This window comes from Sphingomonas sp. P4_G2 (assembly GCF_056401155.1).
In genome coordinates this window covers 401,749-414,998 of the sequence record NZ_JBFUJY010000002.1, presented here as the reverse complement: position 1 = coordinate 414,998, position 13,250 = coordinate 401,749, and the positions used below count along the sequence as shown (strand labels likewise).

Below are 13,250 nucleotides of genomic sequence, written 5' to 3'. Positions count from 1 at the left end.
TGCCGTCGCGTGATTTACGGGCGCGCCCGCCCTGCCCTAACCGCTTCAGCCGATCAACCCGGCGAGATGCTGCCACAAGCCCACCTTGCCCAGATCGTTGAACGTCACGACCAGGAACAAGCACAGGATCGCCGCCAGCCCGCCGCGAAAAGCCCATTCCTGGATCGCCGGCGTCACCGGACGCCGCCGCACAGCCTCGATCGCGTAGAACAGCAAATGCCCTCCGTCGAGCATGGGGACTGGCAAGAGATTGATGAACCCCAAATTAATGGAGATGATCGCGACCAGCCAGATGAAGTCCGGCCAGCCCATGCTGAGCTGCTCGCCGGAGAATTTCACCATGCCGACGACGCCTGACATGTCCTTAATCGGACGGCGGCCGGAGATCAGCTGGCCAAGGCCCTGGCCGGTCTGCCTGACCAGCGCCCAAAGCTCCCTGGCAGCGACACCCGGTGCCTGCAGCGCGCCGACTCGCACGAACACAGGCTGGGTGGCGCGAACCCCCAGCATCCCGATATCGCCTTCGTTGCCGAACTTGTCCTTGACGTGTCGCTTGCCGATCACCGTGTCGCTCGCCATCGCGACGCCGTTGCGATCGAAATCGATTCTGACCCGCTCGCCGGCGCGAAGCTGGACGTAATAGGCCAAGTCCTCGAAAGTCTCGACCGCGCGTCCACCCAACGCAGTGATTTTGTCCCCCGCCTTCAAGCCCGCGGCGGCGGCGGCACTGCCCGCTTCCACACCGGCCACGGTCGAAGGCGTGCGATTGTCGCCATAGGCCAGCGCGAATCCCATCAGGATCAGCAAAGCGAGGAAGAAATTGGTCACCGGACCGGCCAGCACGACGACCGCGCGCTGCCACAAGGGCTTGGCCTGGAAGGTACGGGCGCGTTCCGCGGGCGGTAGCGCCAGCCAGGCGGGGTCCGGTTGGCTGGCGGGGTTCATGTCGCCGGCGAAGCGAACATAGCCCCCGAGCGGAATCCAGCTCAGCTTCCAGCGGGTCCCGCTTCTGTCGGTCCAGCCGGTGATCTCCGGGCCAAATCCGATCGAGAAGACTTCCGACTTGATGCCGAACAGCCGAGCGGCGAGGTAATGACCAAGCTCGTGAAAGAAGACGAGCGGCCCCAGCAACAGCGCGAAGCCGACAATGTACAGGATCAGGCCGGGACTCTGCATCAGGTAACGCAATCCTCTACTCGCTCGCCCGCGATGGTACGCGCTTCATCATCTATAGCCAGTACGTCGTCCAGTGTCTCGGGCGCGGGCGGGTCGTAGCCGTCGAGCGTATCGGCGACGATTGCGGCAATTTCGAGGAACCCGATTTTCCCGGCCAGAAAAGCCGCCACCGCGATCTCGTTGGCGGCGTTGAGGATCGCCGGGCGTGCACCGCCCGCGGTCAGCGCGCGCCGCGCCAGCGCCAGCGCAGGAAAACGCCGGTCGTCGGGCGCTTCGAAATCGAGCCTGCCGACCGCGACCAGGTCGAGCGGCGCCATCGGCGTCGCCATCCGTTCGGGCCAGGCGAGGCAATAAGCGATCGGCGTGCGCATATCGGCCGGCCCGAGCTGCGCGAGCACCGATCCGTCGGTATATTCGACCAGCGAATGGACCAGCGACTGGCGATGCACGATGATCTCGATACGGTCCGGATCGACCGGAAACAGCCGTGCCGCCTCGATCAGTTCGAGACCCTTGTTCATCATCGTCGCCGAATCGACCGAAATCTTGGCGCCCATCGTCCAATTGGGATGCGCTACCGCTTGTTGCGGCGTGACGTCGCGCATGCGCTCCAGGCTCCAATCGCGAAATGGCCCTCCGCTGGCGGTCAGGATGATGCGGCGGACGTGTTTCGCCTGGGCCCGATCGAAACATTGAAAGATCGCATTGTGCTCGGAATCGGCGGGCAGCAGCGTCGCACCGAAACGCCGTGCGGCGTCGACCACCAATTCTCCCGCCGAAACCAACGGTTCCTTGTTGGCGATCACGATCGTGCCGCCCTGTTCCACCGCCGCCATCACTGGGCGCAGCCCGGCGCAGCCGACGATCGCCCCGACGGTGAGGTCGGCCCCCGACCGTGCCGCATCGCACACCGCTTGCGCGCCGCCTGTGACGCTGGTGTCGGTGCCGCGCAACGCATCGCGCAGCGCCGGCAGGCAGCTCTCATCGGCGACCACCGCCAATTCGGCGCGCGTTCGCCGCGCTGCCGCTGCAAGGCGCTCGACGTCGCAATTGGCGGTCAGTGCCCGCACGCTGAAACGATCGGGCTCACGCTCGATCAGGTCGAGCGTCGATGTGCCGACCGACCCGGTCGCACCTAGAATGGTAACGGTCTTCACGGGCGCCAGACGTAGAGTAGAGGAACGATGACGATCAGGAACGCGGCGACCGGCGCTACCGGCACCAGCCCGTCGAGCCGGTCGAGCACGCCGCCATGGCCGGGGAACAACGCCCCGCTATCCTTCCTTCCGGCTCGGCGTTTGAGCCAGCTTTCGAATAGGTCGCCGCCTTGGGCGAGCAACGCCAGGAAGGGAGTCGCCAGCGTCAACCGCACCGCGAGGCCGTATTGCCAATGGAGGAGCCACCCGAATGCGGTCGCCAGTGCGATGCCGCCGATCAGGCCGGCCCAGGTCTTGTTAGGGCTGATCGTCGGCGCGAGCTTCGGCCCGCCGATATGTTTGCCCGCGAAATAGGCTCCAATGTCGCACATCCAGACCAAAGCCAGCGTCCACAAGGTGTAGATCAGCCCGAACTCAGGGTTTTCGCGAATGACCAGCAAGGCCAGGACCGGCACGCCGACATAGATAATGCCGAGCCCAAGCGCGCGCGGCTTGAACACCGCGGCGACGAACACGGCCGCCGCGCCGACGATTCCTAACGCGAACCAGCCCGGCCCCCAGGTGGCGGGCGACATCACGGTCAGCGGGACAACCAGGGTCAGCATCGCGCCGCGCTTGTCGCGAGCCGTGGCGCCGGCCAAATCCGCCCATTCGGCGATCATGACCATCGCCATCGCCGCGACGACCAGCCAGAATATCCATCCGCCAAGCACCACCGCGGCCAGCGCCAGCGCCATCAGGCCCAGGCCCACCGCCGCGCGGATCAGCAATTCGGGAGGGCGCTTCGACGAGCGCGTGCGACGGTCGCTCACAGGCCTCCGAAACGACGTTGGCGCCGCCCGAAAGCGGCAATCGCCTCGCTCAACGTTTCCGCATCGAAATCGGGCCACAGCGTGTCGACGAACAGCAATTCGGCATAGGCCGCCTGCCATAGCAGGAAGTTCGACAGCCGCTGCTCGCCCGAAGTGCGGATCAACAAATCGAGCGGCGGCAGATCGTGCGTGTCGAGCAGGCTTTCGATCGCCTGGGTATCGATCTCCTCGATCGCCATGGCGCCGTCGCGGACACGACGCGCGAGTTCCTGGGCAACACCGGCTAGTTCGGCCTGCGATCCGTAATTGAGCGCGATCGCCAGCAACGGGCCGGTGTTCGCCGTAGTACGTCCGGTCGCGTCGTCGATCATCGCGACCAGATCGGGGGAGAAGCGGCGATAATCGCCGATCACCCTCAGCCGCACATTCTCGCGGACAAGCTCGTCGAGATCGCTGCGGATGAAATGCCGCAGCAATCCCATCAGATCGCCGACTTCTTCCTCGGGGCGGCGCCAGTTCTCCGACGAGAAGGCATAGAGCGTCATCGCCTCGATCCCCATCGCGCGAGCGGCGCGGGTGACCTTGCGGACCGCCTCGACGCCCTGGCGATGCCCCGCGATACGCGGCAAATGGCGCTTCTTCGCCCAGCGCCCATTGCCGTCCATGATGATGGCGACATGGCGCGGCAGCACCGCGCTGGAAGCGGCCGGCGCCATATCGGTGACGGCCACCGGCGTCACTGGCTCAGGATTTCCTTTTCCTTGGCCGTGGCCACCGCGTCGATGTCGGCGATCGTGCTGTCGGTCACCTTCTGCACGTCGTTCTCATGCCGCTTGCGCTCGTCTTCCGAATAGACGCCCTTCTTCTCATCGGTCTTGAGCGAATCCATTCCGTCGCGACGAACGTTGCGCGCCGCAATCCGCGCCTTTTCGGCATATTGACCGGCCAGCTTGGCGAGTTCCTTGCGGCGTTCCTCGGTCAGATCAGGGATCGGCAGGCGCAGCGTATTGCCGTCGTTGATCGGGTTCAGCCCCAGACCAGCCGACCGGATCGCTTTTTCGACCGGACCGATGTTCGATTTGTCCCACACCTGGACCGACAGCATCCGCGGCTCGGGCGCCGAGACGGTTGCGACCTGGTTGAGCGGCATATTCGATCCGTACACCTCGACCGTCACCGGATCGAGCAACGCGGTCGACGCCCGGCCGGTGCGCAACCCGCCGAGATCGTGCTTCAGCGCTTCGACCGCACCCGCCATGCGGCGTTCGATATCGGCCTTGTCATAGGCGGCCATGTGTCATCCTTCCTTCTGTACCACCGTCGAGACACCCTCTCCGCGCAACACCGAGGCGAGATTGCCCGGCTCGCGGATGTTGAACACCACGATCGGAATGTTGTTGTCGCGGCACAAGGCGATCGCGCTTGCGTCCATGACTTTGAGATTGTCCGCGAGCACCGTGTCGTAACTCACGGTTTCGTAACGCTTTGCCGCCGGATCCTTCTTGGGATCGGCATTGTAGACGCCGTCGACCGACGTGCCCTTGAACAGCGCGTCGCAATTCATTTCGGCGGCGCGCAACGCAGCACCGCTGTCGGTCGTGAAGAATGGCGAGCCGACGCCGGCGGCGAAGATCACCACTCGTCCTTTTTCCAGGTGGCGCATCGCGCGGCGGCGAATGAACGGCTCGCACACCGACTGCATCGGGATCGCCGACTGCACCCGCGTATCGACGCCGACCTGCTCGAGCGCGTTCTGCACCGCCAGCGCGTTCATCACCGTCGCCAGCATGCCCATATAATCCGCGGTCGCCCGCTCGATGCCCTTCGCTGCGGCCGACAGGCCGCGGAAGATATTGCCCCCGCCGACCACGACACACAATTCGTGCCCCGCGTCCTTGGCGTCCTTGATCTCGCCGGCGACGCGCGCGGTCACCTCTGGATCGATCGCCAGGCCCCCCTCACCCATCAGGACCTCGCCCGAGAGTTTCAGGAGGATGCGTTTATAGGCGGGGCTGGACATCTACACCTTCGGGGTCGTGAAGTGGCGCGGACCTTAGGAGCGCTGCGCTCCGAAGCCAAGCGGTTAGCGGATACGAAAAAGGGCCGCGCCTCACGACGCGGCCCCTTCTTCCGTCGAGACGTCGAATCAGGCCGGCTGGGGCACGCCCGACGCCGCCGCGACTTCCGCCGCGAAGTCCGATTCTTCCTTCTCGATGCCTTCGCCGAGCTGGAAACGGACATAGTCCTTCAGCGCGATCGGCGAACCGGCTTCCTTGGCGGCCGCGGCGACCACGTCGGAGATCTTGGTCTTGCCGTCCATCACGAACAGCTGGCTGACCAGGGCATTCTCCTTGCGATACTTGGCGATCGCGCCGTCGACCATCTTGGCGACGATCTCGGCCGGCTTGCCGCTTTCCGACGCCTTTTCCTGGGCGATCGCGCGCTCGCGCTCGATCACGGCCGGGTCGAGGTCTTCCTCGTTGAGCGCCAGCGGGAAGGCCGCCGCGATGTGCATCGCCAGCTGCTTGCCGAGCGCTTCGAGCTTGTCGGCCGGAGCCTCGCTCTCGAGCGCGACGAGCACGCCGATCTTGCCAAGGCCCGGCGCCTGCGCGTTGTGAACGTAAGGCACGACCGCGCCCTTCGACACTTCGAGCTTCTTGGCGCGGCGCAGCGTCTGATTCTCGCCGATCGTCGCGATATTGTTGGTCAGCACTTCCTCGACGGTCTTGCCGCCCAAAGATGCCGCCTTGATCGTCGCGATGTCATCGCCCAGTTCGAGCGCGACCGAGGTCACGTCGCGGACGAAGGTCTGGAACTGATCGTTCTTGGCGACGAAGTCGGTTTCCGAATTGACTTCGACCGCGGCACCCTTGGTGCCCGAAACCTCGACACCGACCAGACCTTCGGCCGCGGTGCGGCTCGATTTCTTGGCGGCGGCCGCGAGGCCTTTGGTGCGCAGCCAGTCCAGCGCGGCGTCCATGTCGCCGCCGGCTTCGCCAAGCGCCTTCTTGCAGTCCATCATGCCCGCGCCGCTCTTCTCGCGCAGGTCCTTGACCATTGCTGCCGTGATGTCGGCCATGTCTTCGATCCTTCTAGTCAGAATGTAGTTGCGGGCGAGGCGGGGCGTTGTCGCCCTACCCCGCCCGCATGACGGTTAGGCGACGGCTCAGGCGTCGATCTGACGCTCGCCCTCGGCGGCCAAGTCGGCTTGCTGCGCCGCGTCGGCGACGACCGGCTCGGCGTTGAGGGCTTCCTCGGCCGGGGCCGGTTCGACGGTCAGCGCTTCCTCGACCGGCGCTTCGACCTGGGCACCCAGGTCGACACCGGCATTGGCCTGACGCTGCTGGCCGCCACGAGTCGCGGCGATGGCGATCGCTTCGCAATAGAGACGAATCGCGCGAGCGGCGTCATCGTTCGCCGGAACCGGGAACGCGATGCCGTCGGGCGAAACGTTCGAATCGAGGATCGCCACGACCGGGATACCCAGCGTGTTGGCTTCCTTGATCGCCAGCTCTTCCTTGTTGGCGTCGATCACGAACATCACGTCGGGAACGCCGCCCATGTCGCGGATGCCGCCGAGCGAGAGTTCGAGCTTGTCCTTCTCACGCGTGAGCTGGAGCACTTCCTTCTTGGTCAGGCCGTGCGTGTCGCCCGAAAGCTGCTCTTCGAGGCTCTTGAGGCGCTTGATCGAGTTGGAAATCGTCTTCCAGTTGGTGAGCATGCCGCCCAGCCAGCGGTGGTTGACGAAATGCTGGCCAGCGCGGCGTGCGGCGTCGGCGATCGGCTCTTGCGCCTGGCGCTTGGTGCCGACGAACAGGACCTTGCCGCCCGACGCGACCGACGAGCTGACGAATTCGAGCGCACGCGCGAACAGCGGCACGGTTTGCGACAGATCGATGATGTGGACGCCGTTACGGTCGCCGAACAGATACGGCTTCATCTTCGGGTTCCAGCGGTGGGTCTGGTGGCCGAAATGTGCGCCCGTTTCGAGCAATTGCTGCATGGTGACGACAGGTGCCGCCATAGGGATAACTCCTTCCGGTTGTTCCTCTGGGAAGCGGGGACCGAAAATCCTGTAAGTCCCCTCGCCAATCATGGCGGAGGCAGATCCGGCACCGGGTTATGATGCTTCCCATGCGGGTTTGAGGCGCGGCCCCTAGTCCAAAGTCCGGCCAAAGGCAAGCGGCTCAGGCGCACGCTCGCCGGACTTGGGTCGGCCCGCACAGTTGTATTCACGCTATGTTCCGATTTTTCACTTGACGAACAGAACATCAACAGAACATACAGCGATCATCAACAGGACGCGGAACATCTGAATCGCCCGACGGTTGGTTCGGCACGGATCGCGATCCGCCCAAAGGGGAAGTCGCAATGTTCACGCTCGTTGCTATCCTGATGTTCGCCGGTGCGCTGGTCGCGGCGGGCGCGACCATTTATTCGACCGTCGTCCCGGCATTGCCCAGCATCCAGGCCGCGCTGGCCGGCAAGGGTCGTGGATCGATCATTCCGCCACTGCCGCCGCGTCACGCGGCGACGACGATCAGGATAACGGTGCGGTCGGTTTCGGCGCAGCCGACATATTGGCGCGCTGCCGCCTGATTCGGGCATAATTGCGCGCGCTGAACGGGATCAGCGCGAGATAGACCAGGCAGAGCCCAACCAATGTCGGCCATGGGGCAGAAATCAACGCCGCCCCGATCGCGACGATCACGGCCAACGCCTCAAAGCGGATGTTGCGCCTCAGCCTGAGCGAAGACCAGCCATAAGTCGCGATGCTTGAGATCATCAGGAACGCGATAAAGGCCATCCACGGCGCCACCAGCCAAGGTGAACGCAGCCACTGCTCGCCAGTGATGAACCACAAATAGAGCGGCAGCATCGCGCCGATCGCTCCCGCAGGCGCGGGAATACCGGTCAGATAGCCGGCAGCCTTGCGCGGCTGTTCGGTGGCATCGATCTGGGCGTTGAACCGCGCCAGCCGCAACGCGCAGAACACCGCGAACAGCAAGGCGCAGATCCAGCCGAAGCGCGGCGCGTCGGTTAGCGACCAGAGATAGAGGATCAGCGCCGGCGCTACCCCGAACGAGATGGCGTCGCTGAGCGAGTCGAGCTCGGCGCCGAACCGGCTCGTCCCGCGCAGCATCCGTGCGACCTGCCCGTCAACGCCGTCGAGCACGCTGGCGGCGAGGATCATCACCACCGCCATCTGCCAGTCGCCGGCAATCGCGAAGCGCACGCCCGTCAGCCCCGAACTTAGCGCCAACGCGGTCAGCGCGTTGGGCGTGATCGTCCTGAGCGGCAGGCCCGTGGCCGGCCGTCTCAGCCGTCGCGGGCGCGACGGTTTCACTGGGTCACGCCGCTCATCGTCTCGCCACCGATCCGGCCGATGATCGTCTCGCCCGCGATGGTGCGCTGACCGAGGATCACCTGGCAGGCAGTGTCGGCGGGCAGAAACACATCGACCCGGCTGCCGAACCGGATCAGTCCGATGCGCTGGCCGGGCGCGACCATATCGCCTTCCTTGACGAAGGCGACGATCCGGCGCGCGACGAGGCCGGCGATCTGGGTGAAGCCGATTAACCGGCCGTCCTTGCCCTCGACGACGAGGTGCTGGCGCTCATTCTCTTCGCTCGCCTTGTCGAGGTCGGCGTTGAGGAACTTGCCCGAGATATAGACGACGCGGCGGATGATCCCCTGGATCGGCGTGCGGTTCACATGGACGTCGAACACGCTCATGAAGATCGAGACGCGGATCAGCGGCGCGGTACCCAGGATATCGAGCTCGGCGGGCGGCACCACCGGCTGGATCATCGTCACCAGCCCGTCGGCCGGCGCGATCACCAGATTGTCATCGCGCGGCGTGACGCGGATCGGGTCGCGAAAGAAGGCGGCCACGCCCAGCGTCAGGAACGCGAGCGGCCAGAACAGGACTTTCCAGATGACCAACGACAGCAATGTCGCAACGGCGGCGATGATGACATAGCGGCGCCCTTCCGGGTGCATTGCCGGAAAGCGCCACTTGACGGTGGTCGTGCCGATTTCCGGCGGATCGAGTGAAGGCATGCGCGCCGTCTAACCGTGTTGCTTGTGCGGTACAATGCGCGGGAAGCACGTCAGGCTCCCTGGGCGGCGCAAGGGTACGGCGCTTGACCCTCCTCCCCGCTTCACCCTAGAGGCCCGACCAAACCCCATCAGGAAAGCGGATATGGCGAAGATCAAGGTGAAGACGCCCGTCGTGGAGATCGACGGCGACGAAATGACGCGGATCATCTGGGAATGGATTCGCGAGCGCCTGATCAAGCCCTATCTCGACATCGACCTCGATTATTACGATCTCGGCATCGAGCATCGTGACGCGACCGACGACAAGGTCACCGTCGACAGCGCCAAGGCGATCCAGAAATACGGCGTCGGCGTGAAGTGCGCGACGATCACTCCCGACGAGCAGCGCGTCGAGGAATTCAGCCTCAAGAAGATGTGGAAGTCGCCCAACGGCACGATCCGCAATATCCTGGGCGGCGTCGTGTTCCGCGAGCCGATCGTGATCTCGAACGTGCCGCGCCTGATCCCCGGCTGGACCAAGCCCATCGTGGTCGGCCGTCATGCGTTCGGCGATCAGTATCGCGCGACCGACTTCCGCGTCCCCGGCCCCGGCAAGCTGACCATGACCTGGGTCGGCGACAATGGCGACAAGATCGAGGAGGAAGTGTTCCAATTCCCCTCGTCGGGCGTCGCGATGGGCATGTACAATCTCGACGATTCGATCCGCGATTTCGCGCGCGCCTCGATGCATTATGGCCTCAACCTGAAATGGCCGGTGTATCTGTCGACCAAGAACACCATCCTCAAGGCCTATGACGGCCGCTTCAAGGACCTGTTCCAGGAAGTGTTCGAGGCCGAGTTCGCCGACAAGTTCAAGGAAGCGAACATCACTTACGAGCATCGCCTGATCGACGACATGGTCGCCAGCGCGCTCAAATGGTCGGGCGAGTTCGTCTGGGCCTGCAAGAATTATGACGGTGACGTCCAGTCGGACCAGGTCGCGCAGGGCTTCGGCTCGCTCGGCCTGATGACTTCGGTCCTGCTCTCGCCCGACGGCAAGACCGTCGAGGCCGAGGCCGCGCACGGCACCGTCACGCGCCACTATCGCCAGCACCAGCAGGGTAAGGCGACCTCGACCAACCCGATCGCCTCGATCTTCGCCTGGACCGGCGGGCTCAAATATCGTGGCAAGTTCGACGGCACGCCCGACGTGACGCGCTTCGCCGAGGAACTGGAAAAGGTCTGCATCGAGACCGTCGAGAGCGGCAAGATGACCAAGGACCTGGCGCTGCTGATCGGCCCGGATCAGGCGTGGATGACCACCGAACAGTTCTTCGAAGCGGTCCGCGAGAACCTCGAAACGCGGATGGCGACCTGGGCGTGAGGTGACGCCCAATCCTTCTCCCCTTGTGGGAGAAGGATAGCGAAGCTTGGCGGCGTGCCGCCTAGCGCAGCTTGGATGAGGGGAGCGGCGCTTCAGCGCCGCGCGAGCCTTTGGCTCGCCCCCTTATCCTCCCACTCGGCTCCGCCGAGCGGGCCCCTCCCGCATCAGGTAAACAGCGCCCCGCGCTGTTTAGGTCATGCCGGGGCATGACCGACCTGATGCGCCCGCAAGGTGGAGAGGGTTTATATCCCGACTATTTCGCTCGCCGGGAGGCTCCCCTGGCGACGCACACCCCACAAATCCTGTCACACAGCGGTCACGCCCAAGGCGCAGAACGCGGGCAACGGGATCGCGTTACCTGTCATACAGGTAGCTGGATGGGGGAATGACGATGCGTGGTCGACTTGGTGTATTGGCCTTCGCGGCCTTTCCAGCCCTCGGCCTGGCGTCCTGCGGCAGCGAGTCCGATCCAATCCGGTCAGCGGGATCCTCGACGGTCTATCCCTTCACCAAGGCCGTGTCGGACGCCTTTGTTCAGGCGAAGAGCGGACGGAAGGCGCCCGTCGTTGAATCGACCGGGACCCAGGCCGGGATCATGCGTTTCTGCGAAAGCGCGGGACCCGTTTCCTTCGATATCGCCGACGCCTCGCGCCGGATGAAGCGCGTCGAATTCGAGCGCTGCCAGAAGAACGGCGTGGGAGACATCATCGAGGTCGCGATCGGCCTCGATGGCCTGGCGCTCGCCGAATCGAACCAGGGACCCAAGATCCAGCTGAGCCGCAAACAAATCTATCTCGCGCTGGCGGCAAATCCGATGGGCAAGCCGAACACCGCCAAGACCTGGAAGGACGTTGATCCGAAGCTCCCGGCGATCCCGATCCAGGTGCTGGGCCCACCCACGACCAGCGGCACGCGCGACGCGTTCGTCGAACTGCTTCTCCAACCGGGCTGTTTCGAGGCAGTGCCGACCGCTAAGGCGATGCAGACCTCGGGCGACCCGGCCGACTTCGATCGCATGTGCCGCCAGATCCGCGGCGACGGCCCGTACGTGGTGCAAGGCGAGAACGACAGTCTCATCGTCAAGGGCCTGGAAAGCAATCCGAACGCGCTTGGCCTGTTCGGCTATTCCTACCTCGAACAGAATGCGAGCCGGTTGCGCGGCGTGCCGATCGACGGTGTCACCCCCGACTATGCCGACATCGCCAGCGGCAAATACCCCGGCGTCCGGACGCTGTACCTCTACGTCAAGAAGAAGCATCTGAAGCCAAAACCAGAGCTCCAGGCCTTCCTCGACACGTACGCGTCGATGTGGGACCCCAACGGCCCGCTCGCCAAACATGGCCTGATCGCGATGTCTGAAAGCGGCCGCAAGCGCTCCGCCAATGCGATCAAGGAGCAGTACGTGCTGGATTCGTCGCAGCTGTTTTGAGGCGGGCGACCGGCGGGGCGAGTTGTCCCCTGCTACTTTGCCTCGGGCGACCGAACGTGCTCGGGGCGGAAGCCCATGCCGATGATCTGCGCGGGAATGCGCCGCAACAGCGGGATGCGATCGAGCAGCTTCGCCGCCAGCGGCGGCCCCTCGAGCGGTTCGGTGCTGGCGAGCAATGGCGCGATGATCGTGTCTTGCACCATTCGCTGCATTCCCTGGGTCAGTTTGACCGCGCGGATGCGACGGTCATGCACCTTGTGGAGCAGCGGGTTGGGATCGTCGCCTGCCGACATCGGCCCGGCCAGGATGTTCGCGGTGGCGACCGCGTCCTGCACCGCCAGGTTGATGCCGACGCCACCGATCGGTGACATTGCGTGGGCAGCATCGCCGATCACCAGCAAGCCCGGACGATCCCATTTCTCCAGGCGGTCGACGGTGACGGTGAGCAGCTTGACGTCGTCCCAACTCGACACGCCCTCATCAATCGTCGCCGTTTCGGGGCCGACCGCGCGGACGCGGGCGCGAAAGGCATCCAGCCCCTCGCCCCGGATTTTTTCCGCGCCGCCCTTAGCGAACACGAAGGCGCATTGATAATAATCGCCGCGGTCGATCAGCACGAACAACGTGCCGGTGTCGAACACGCCCATCGTCGCGTTCTCGGGCTGGGCCACCTTGGGGATGCGAAACCAGAATACGTCCATCGGCGCGCCGATCACGGTGGTGGGCAATCCGTCGCGATGCCGCGAATCGCGGCCGTCGGCGGCAATGGTGAGACGCGCGCGGATTTCCTCGCCATCGTGCGTCCTGACGCCGCGAACCTGTCCATCCTGCTCGATCAATTCGGCGCCTTCGCAACTCTGGCGCAATTCAAAGGTCGGATAACGGCGTGCGGCATCGGCGACGAAATCGAGGAAGTCCCATTGCGGCATCAGCGCGACATAGGGCGCCGGAACGTGGAGATGCGTCAGGTCGACGATCTGCATGTCGCGATCGGCGATGCGCGCACTCAGCCGTTCGATCTTCTGATGGGGGCGTTCCAGCAATTCGTCGAGCAGGCCGAGTTCGCTGAAAATTCGCAAGGTCGATGGATGGACGGTGTCGCCGCGAAAATCGCGCAGGAAGTCCTTGTGCTTTTCGAGCACGATCGTCTTGAGCCCGGCGCGCGCGAACAGCAATCCGGCCACCATTCCCGCCGGTCCGCCGCCGATGATGCAGATATCTGTTTCAGTCATGACCTGACAAACTCCCTT

14 protein-coding genes are annotated in these 13,250 nt (G+C 64.5%); 3 read left to right on the top strand and 11 right to left on the bottom strand.

All coding sequences use genetic code 11. From position 1 onward, the window contains the following. Positions 1-45 precede the first annotated feature (45 nt). The 8 genes from AC1DRD_RS07450 to rpsB all read right to left on the bottom strand — a co-directional run bounded on the left by AC1DRD_RS07450 (position 46) and on the right by rpsB (position 7,169). Positions 46-1,179 carry a M50 family metallopeptidase gene (locus AC1DRD_RS07450; protein WP_478041208.1) on the bottom strand — a complete coding sequence of 378 codons (1,134 nt, stop codon included), beginning with the start codon at positions 1,177-1,179 and terminating at the stop codon, positions 46-48. Further along, positions 1,176-2,333 (bottom strand): 1-deoxy-D-xylulose-5-phosphate reductoisomerase, encoded by a 1,158-nt coding sequence (locus AC1DRD_RS07445; protein WP_478040892.1) that lies wholly within the window; start codon positions 2,331-2,333, stop codon positions 1,176-1,178. The genes AC1DRD_RS07450 and AC1DRD_RS07445 overlap by 4 nt, the downstream gene beginning before the upstream one ends. Next, the gene (locus AC1DRD_RS07440) at positions 2,330-3,145 is read right to left on the bottom strand and encodes a phosphatidate cytidylyltransferase (protein WP_478040891.1); all 816 of its coding nucleotides are present in this window, start codon (positions 3,143-3,145) and stop codon (positions 2,330-2,332) included. The genes AC1DRD_RS07445 and AC1DRD_RS07440 overlap by 4 nt, the downstream gene beginning before the upstream one ends. Then, a complete protein-coding gene (locus AC1DRD_RS07435; RefSeq protein ID WP_478041207.1) occupies positions 3,142-3,861 on the bottom strand; it encodes an isoprenyl transferase in 720 nt (239 codons plus the stop codon). The genes AC1DRD_RS07440 and AC1DRD_RS07435 overlap by 4 nt, the downstream gene beginning before the upstream one ends. A gap of 20 nt (positions 3,862-3,881) precedes the next feature. Continuing rightward, positions 3,882-4,439 carry a ribosome recycling factor gene (gene frr / locus AC1DRD_RS07430; protein ID WP_478030105.1) on the bottom strand — a complete coding sequence of 186 codons (558 nt, stop codon included), beginning with the start codon at positions 4,437-4,439 and terminating at the stop codon, positions 3,882-3,884. 3 nt (positions 4,440-4,442) lie between these two features. Further along, entirely contained in the window at positions 4,443-5,165 is a 723-nt protein-coding gene (gene pyrH / locus AC1DRD_RS07425; protein ID WP_478030104.1) for a UMP kinase, read from the bottom strand. Positions 5,166-5,291: 126 nt separating this feature from the next. Next, on the bottom strand, positions 5,292-6,224 hold the full coding sequence (gene tsf, locus AC1DRD_RS07420) for a translation elongation factor Ts (RefSeq protein WP_066819764.1): 933 nt from the start codon (positions 6,222-6,224) through the stop codon (positions 5,292-5,294). 87 nt (positions 6,225-6,311) lie between these two features. Then, positions 6,312-7,169 (bottom strand): 30S ribosomal protein S2, encoded by an 858-nt coding sequence (rpsB, locus tag AC1DRD_RS07415; protein WP_478040890.1) that lies wholly within the window; start codon positions 7,167-7,169, stop codon positions 6,312-6,314. A gap of 347 nt (positions 7,170-7,516) precedes the next feature. Between rpsB and AC1DRD_RS07410 the strand changes: the two genes are divergently transcribed. Then, positions 7,517-7,744 carry a hypothetical protein gene (locus AC1DRD_RS07410; RefSeq protein WP_478040889.1) on the top strand — a complete coding sequence of 76 codons (228 nt, stop codon included), beginning with the start codon at positions 7,517-7,519 and terminating at the stop codon, positions 7,742-7,744. Here the strand turns inward: AC1DRD_RS07410 and pssA are convergent. Next, a complete protein-coding gene (pssA, locus tag AC1DRD_RS07405) occupies positions 7,686-8,492 on the bottom strand; it encodes a CDP-diacylglycerol--serine O-phosphatidyltransferase (RefSeq protein ID WP_478040888.1) in 807 nt (268 codons plus the stop codon). The genes AC1DRD_RS07410 and pssA overlap by 59 nt on opposite strands. Continuing rightward, positions 8,489-9,208 carry a phosphatidylserine decarboxylase gene (locus tag AC1DRD_RS07400; protein WP_478040887.1) on the bottom strand — a complete coding sequence of 240 codons (720 nt, stop codon included), beginning with the start codon at positions 9,206-9,208 and terminating at the stop codon, positions 8,489-8,491. The genes pssA and AC1DRD_RS07400 overlap by 4 nt, the downstream gene beginning before the upstream one ends. Positions 9,209-9,350: 142 nt before the next feature. Between AC1DRD_RS07400 and AC1DRD_RS07395 the strand changes: the two genes are divergently transcribed. Beyond that, positions 9,351-10,571 carry an NADP-dependent isocitrate dehydrogenase gene (locus AC1DRD_RS07395; RefSeq protein WP_478030098.1) on the top strand — a complete coding sequence of 407 codons (1,221 nt, stop codon included), beginning with the start codon at positions 9,351-9,353 and terminating at the stop codon, positions 10,569-10,571. 385 nt (positions 10,572-10,956) lie between these two features. Further along, the gene (locus tag AC1DRD_RS07390) at positions 10,957-12,000 is read left to right on the top strand and encodes a substrate-binding domain-containing protein (RefSeq protein WP_478040886.1); all 1,044 of its coding nucleotides are present in this window, start codon (positions 10,957-10,959) and stop codon (positions 11,998-12,000) included. 32 nt (positions 12,001-12,032) lie between these two features. Here the strand turns inward: AC1DRD_RS07390 and AC1DRD_RS07385 are convergent, their stop codons facing one another. Further along, complete coding sequence (locus AC1DRD_RS07385) at positions 12,033-13,232, bottom strand: FAD-dependent oxidoreductase (protein WP_478040885.1); 1,200 nt, start codon at positions 13,230-13,232, stop codon at positions 12,033-12,035. Positions 13,233-13,250: the final 18 nt, after the last annotated feature.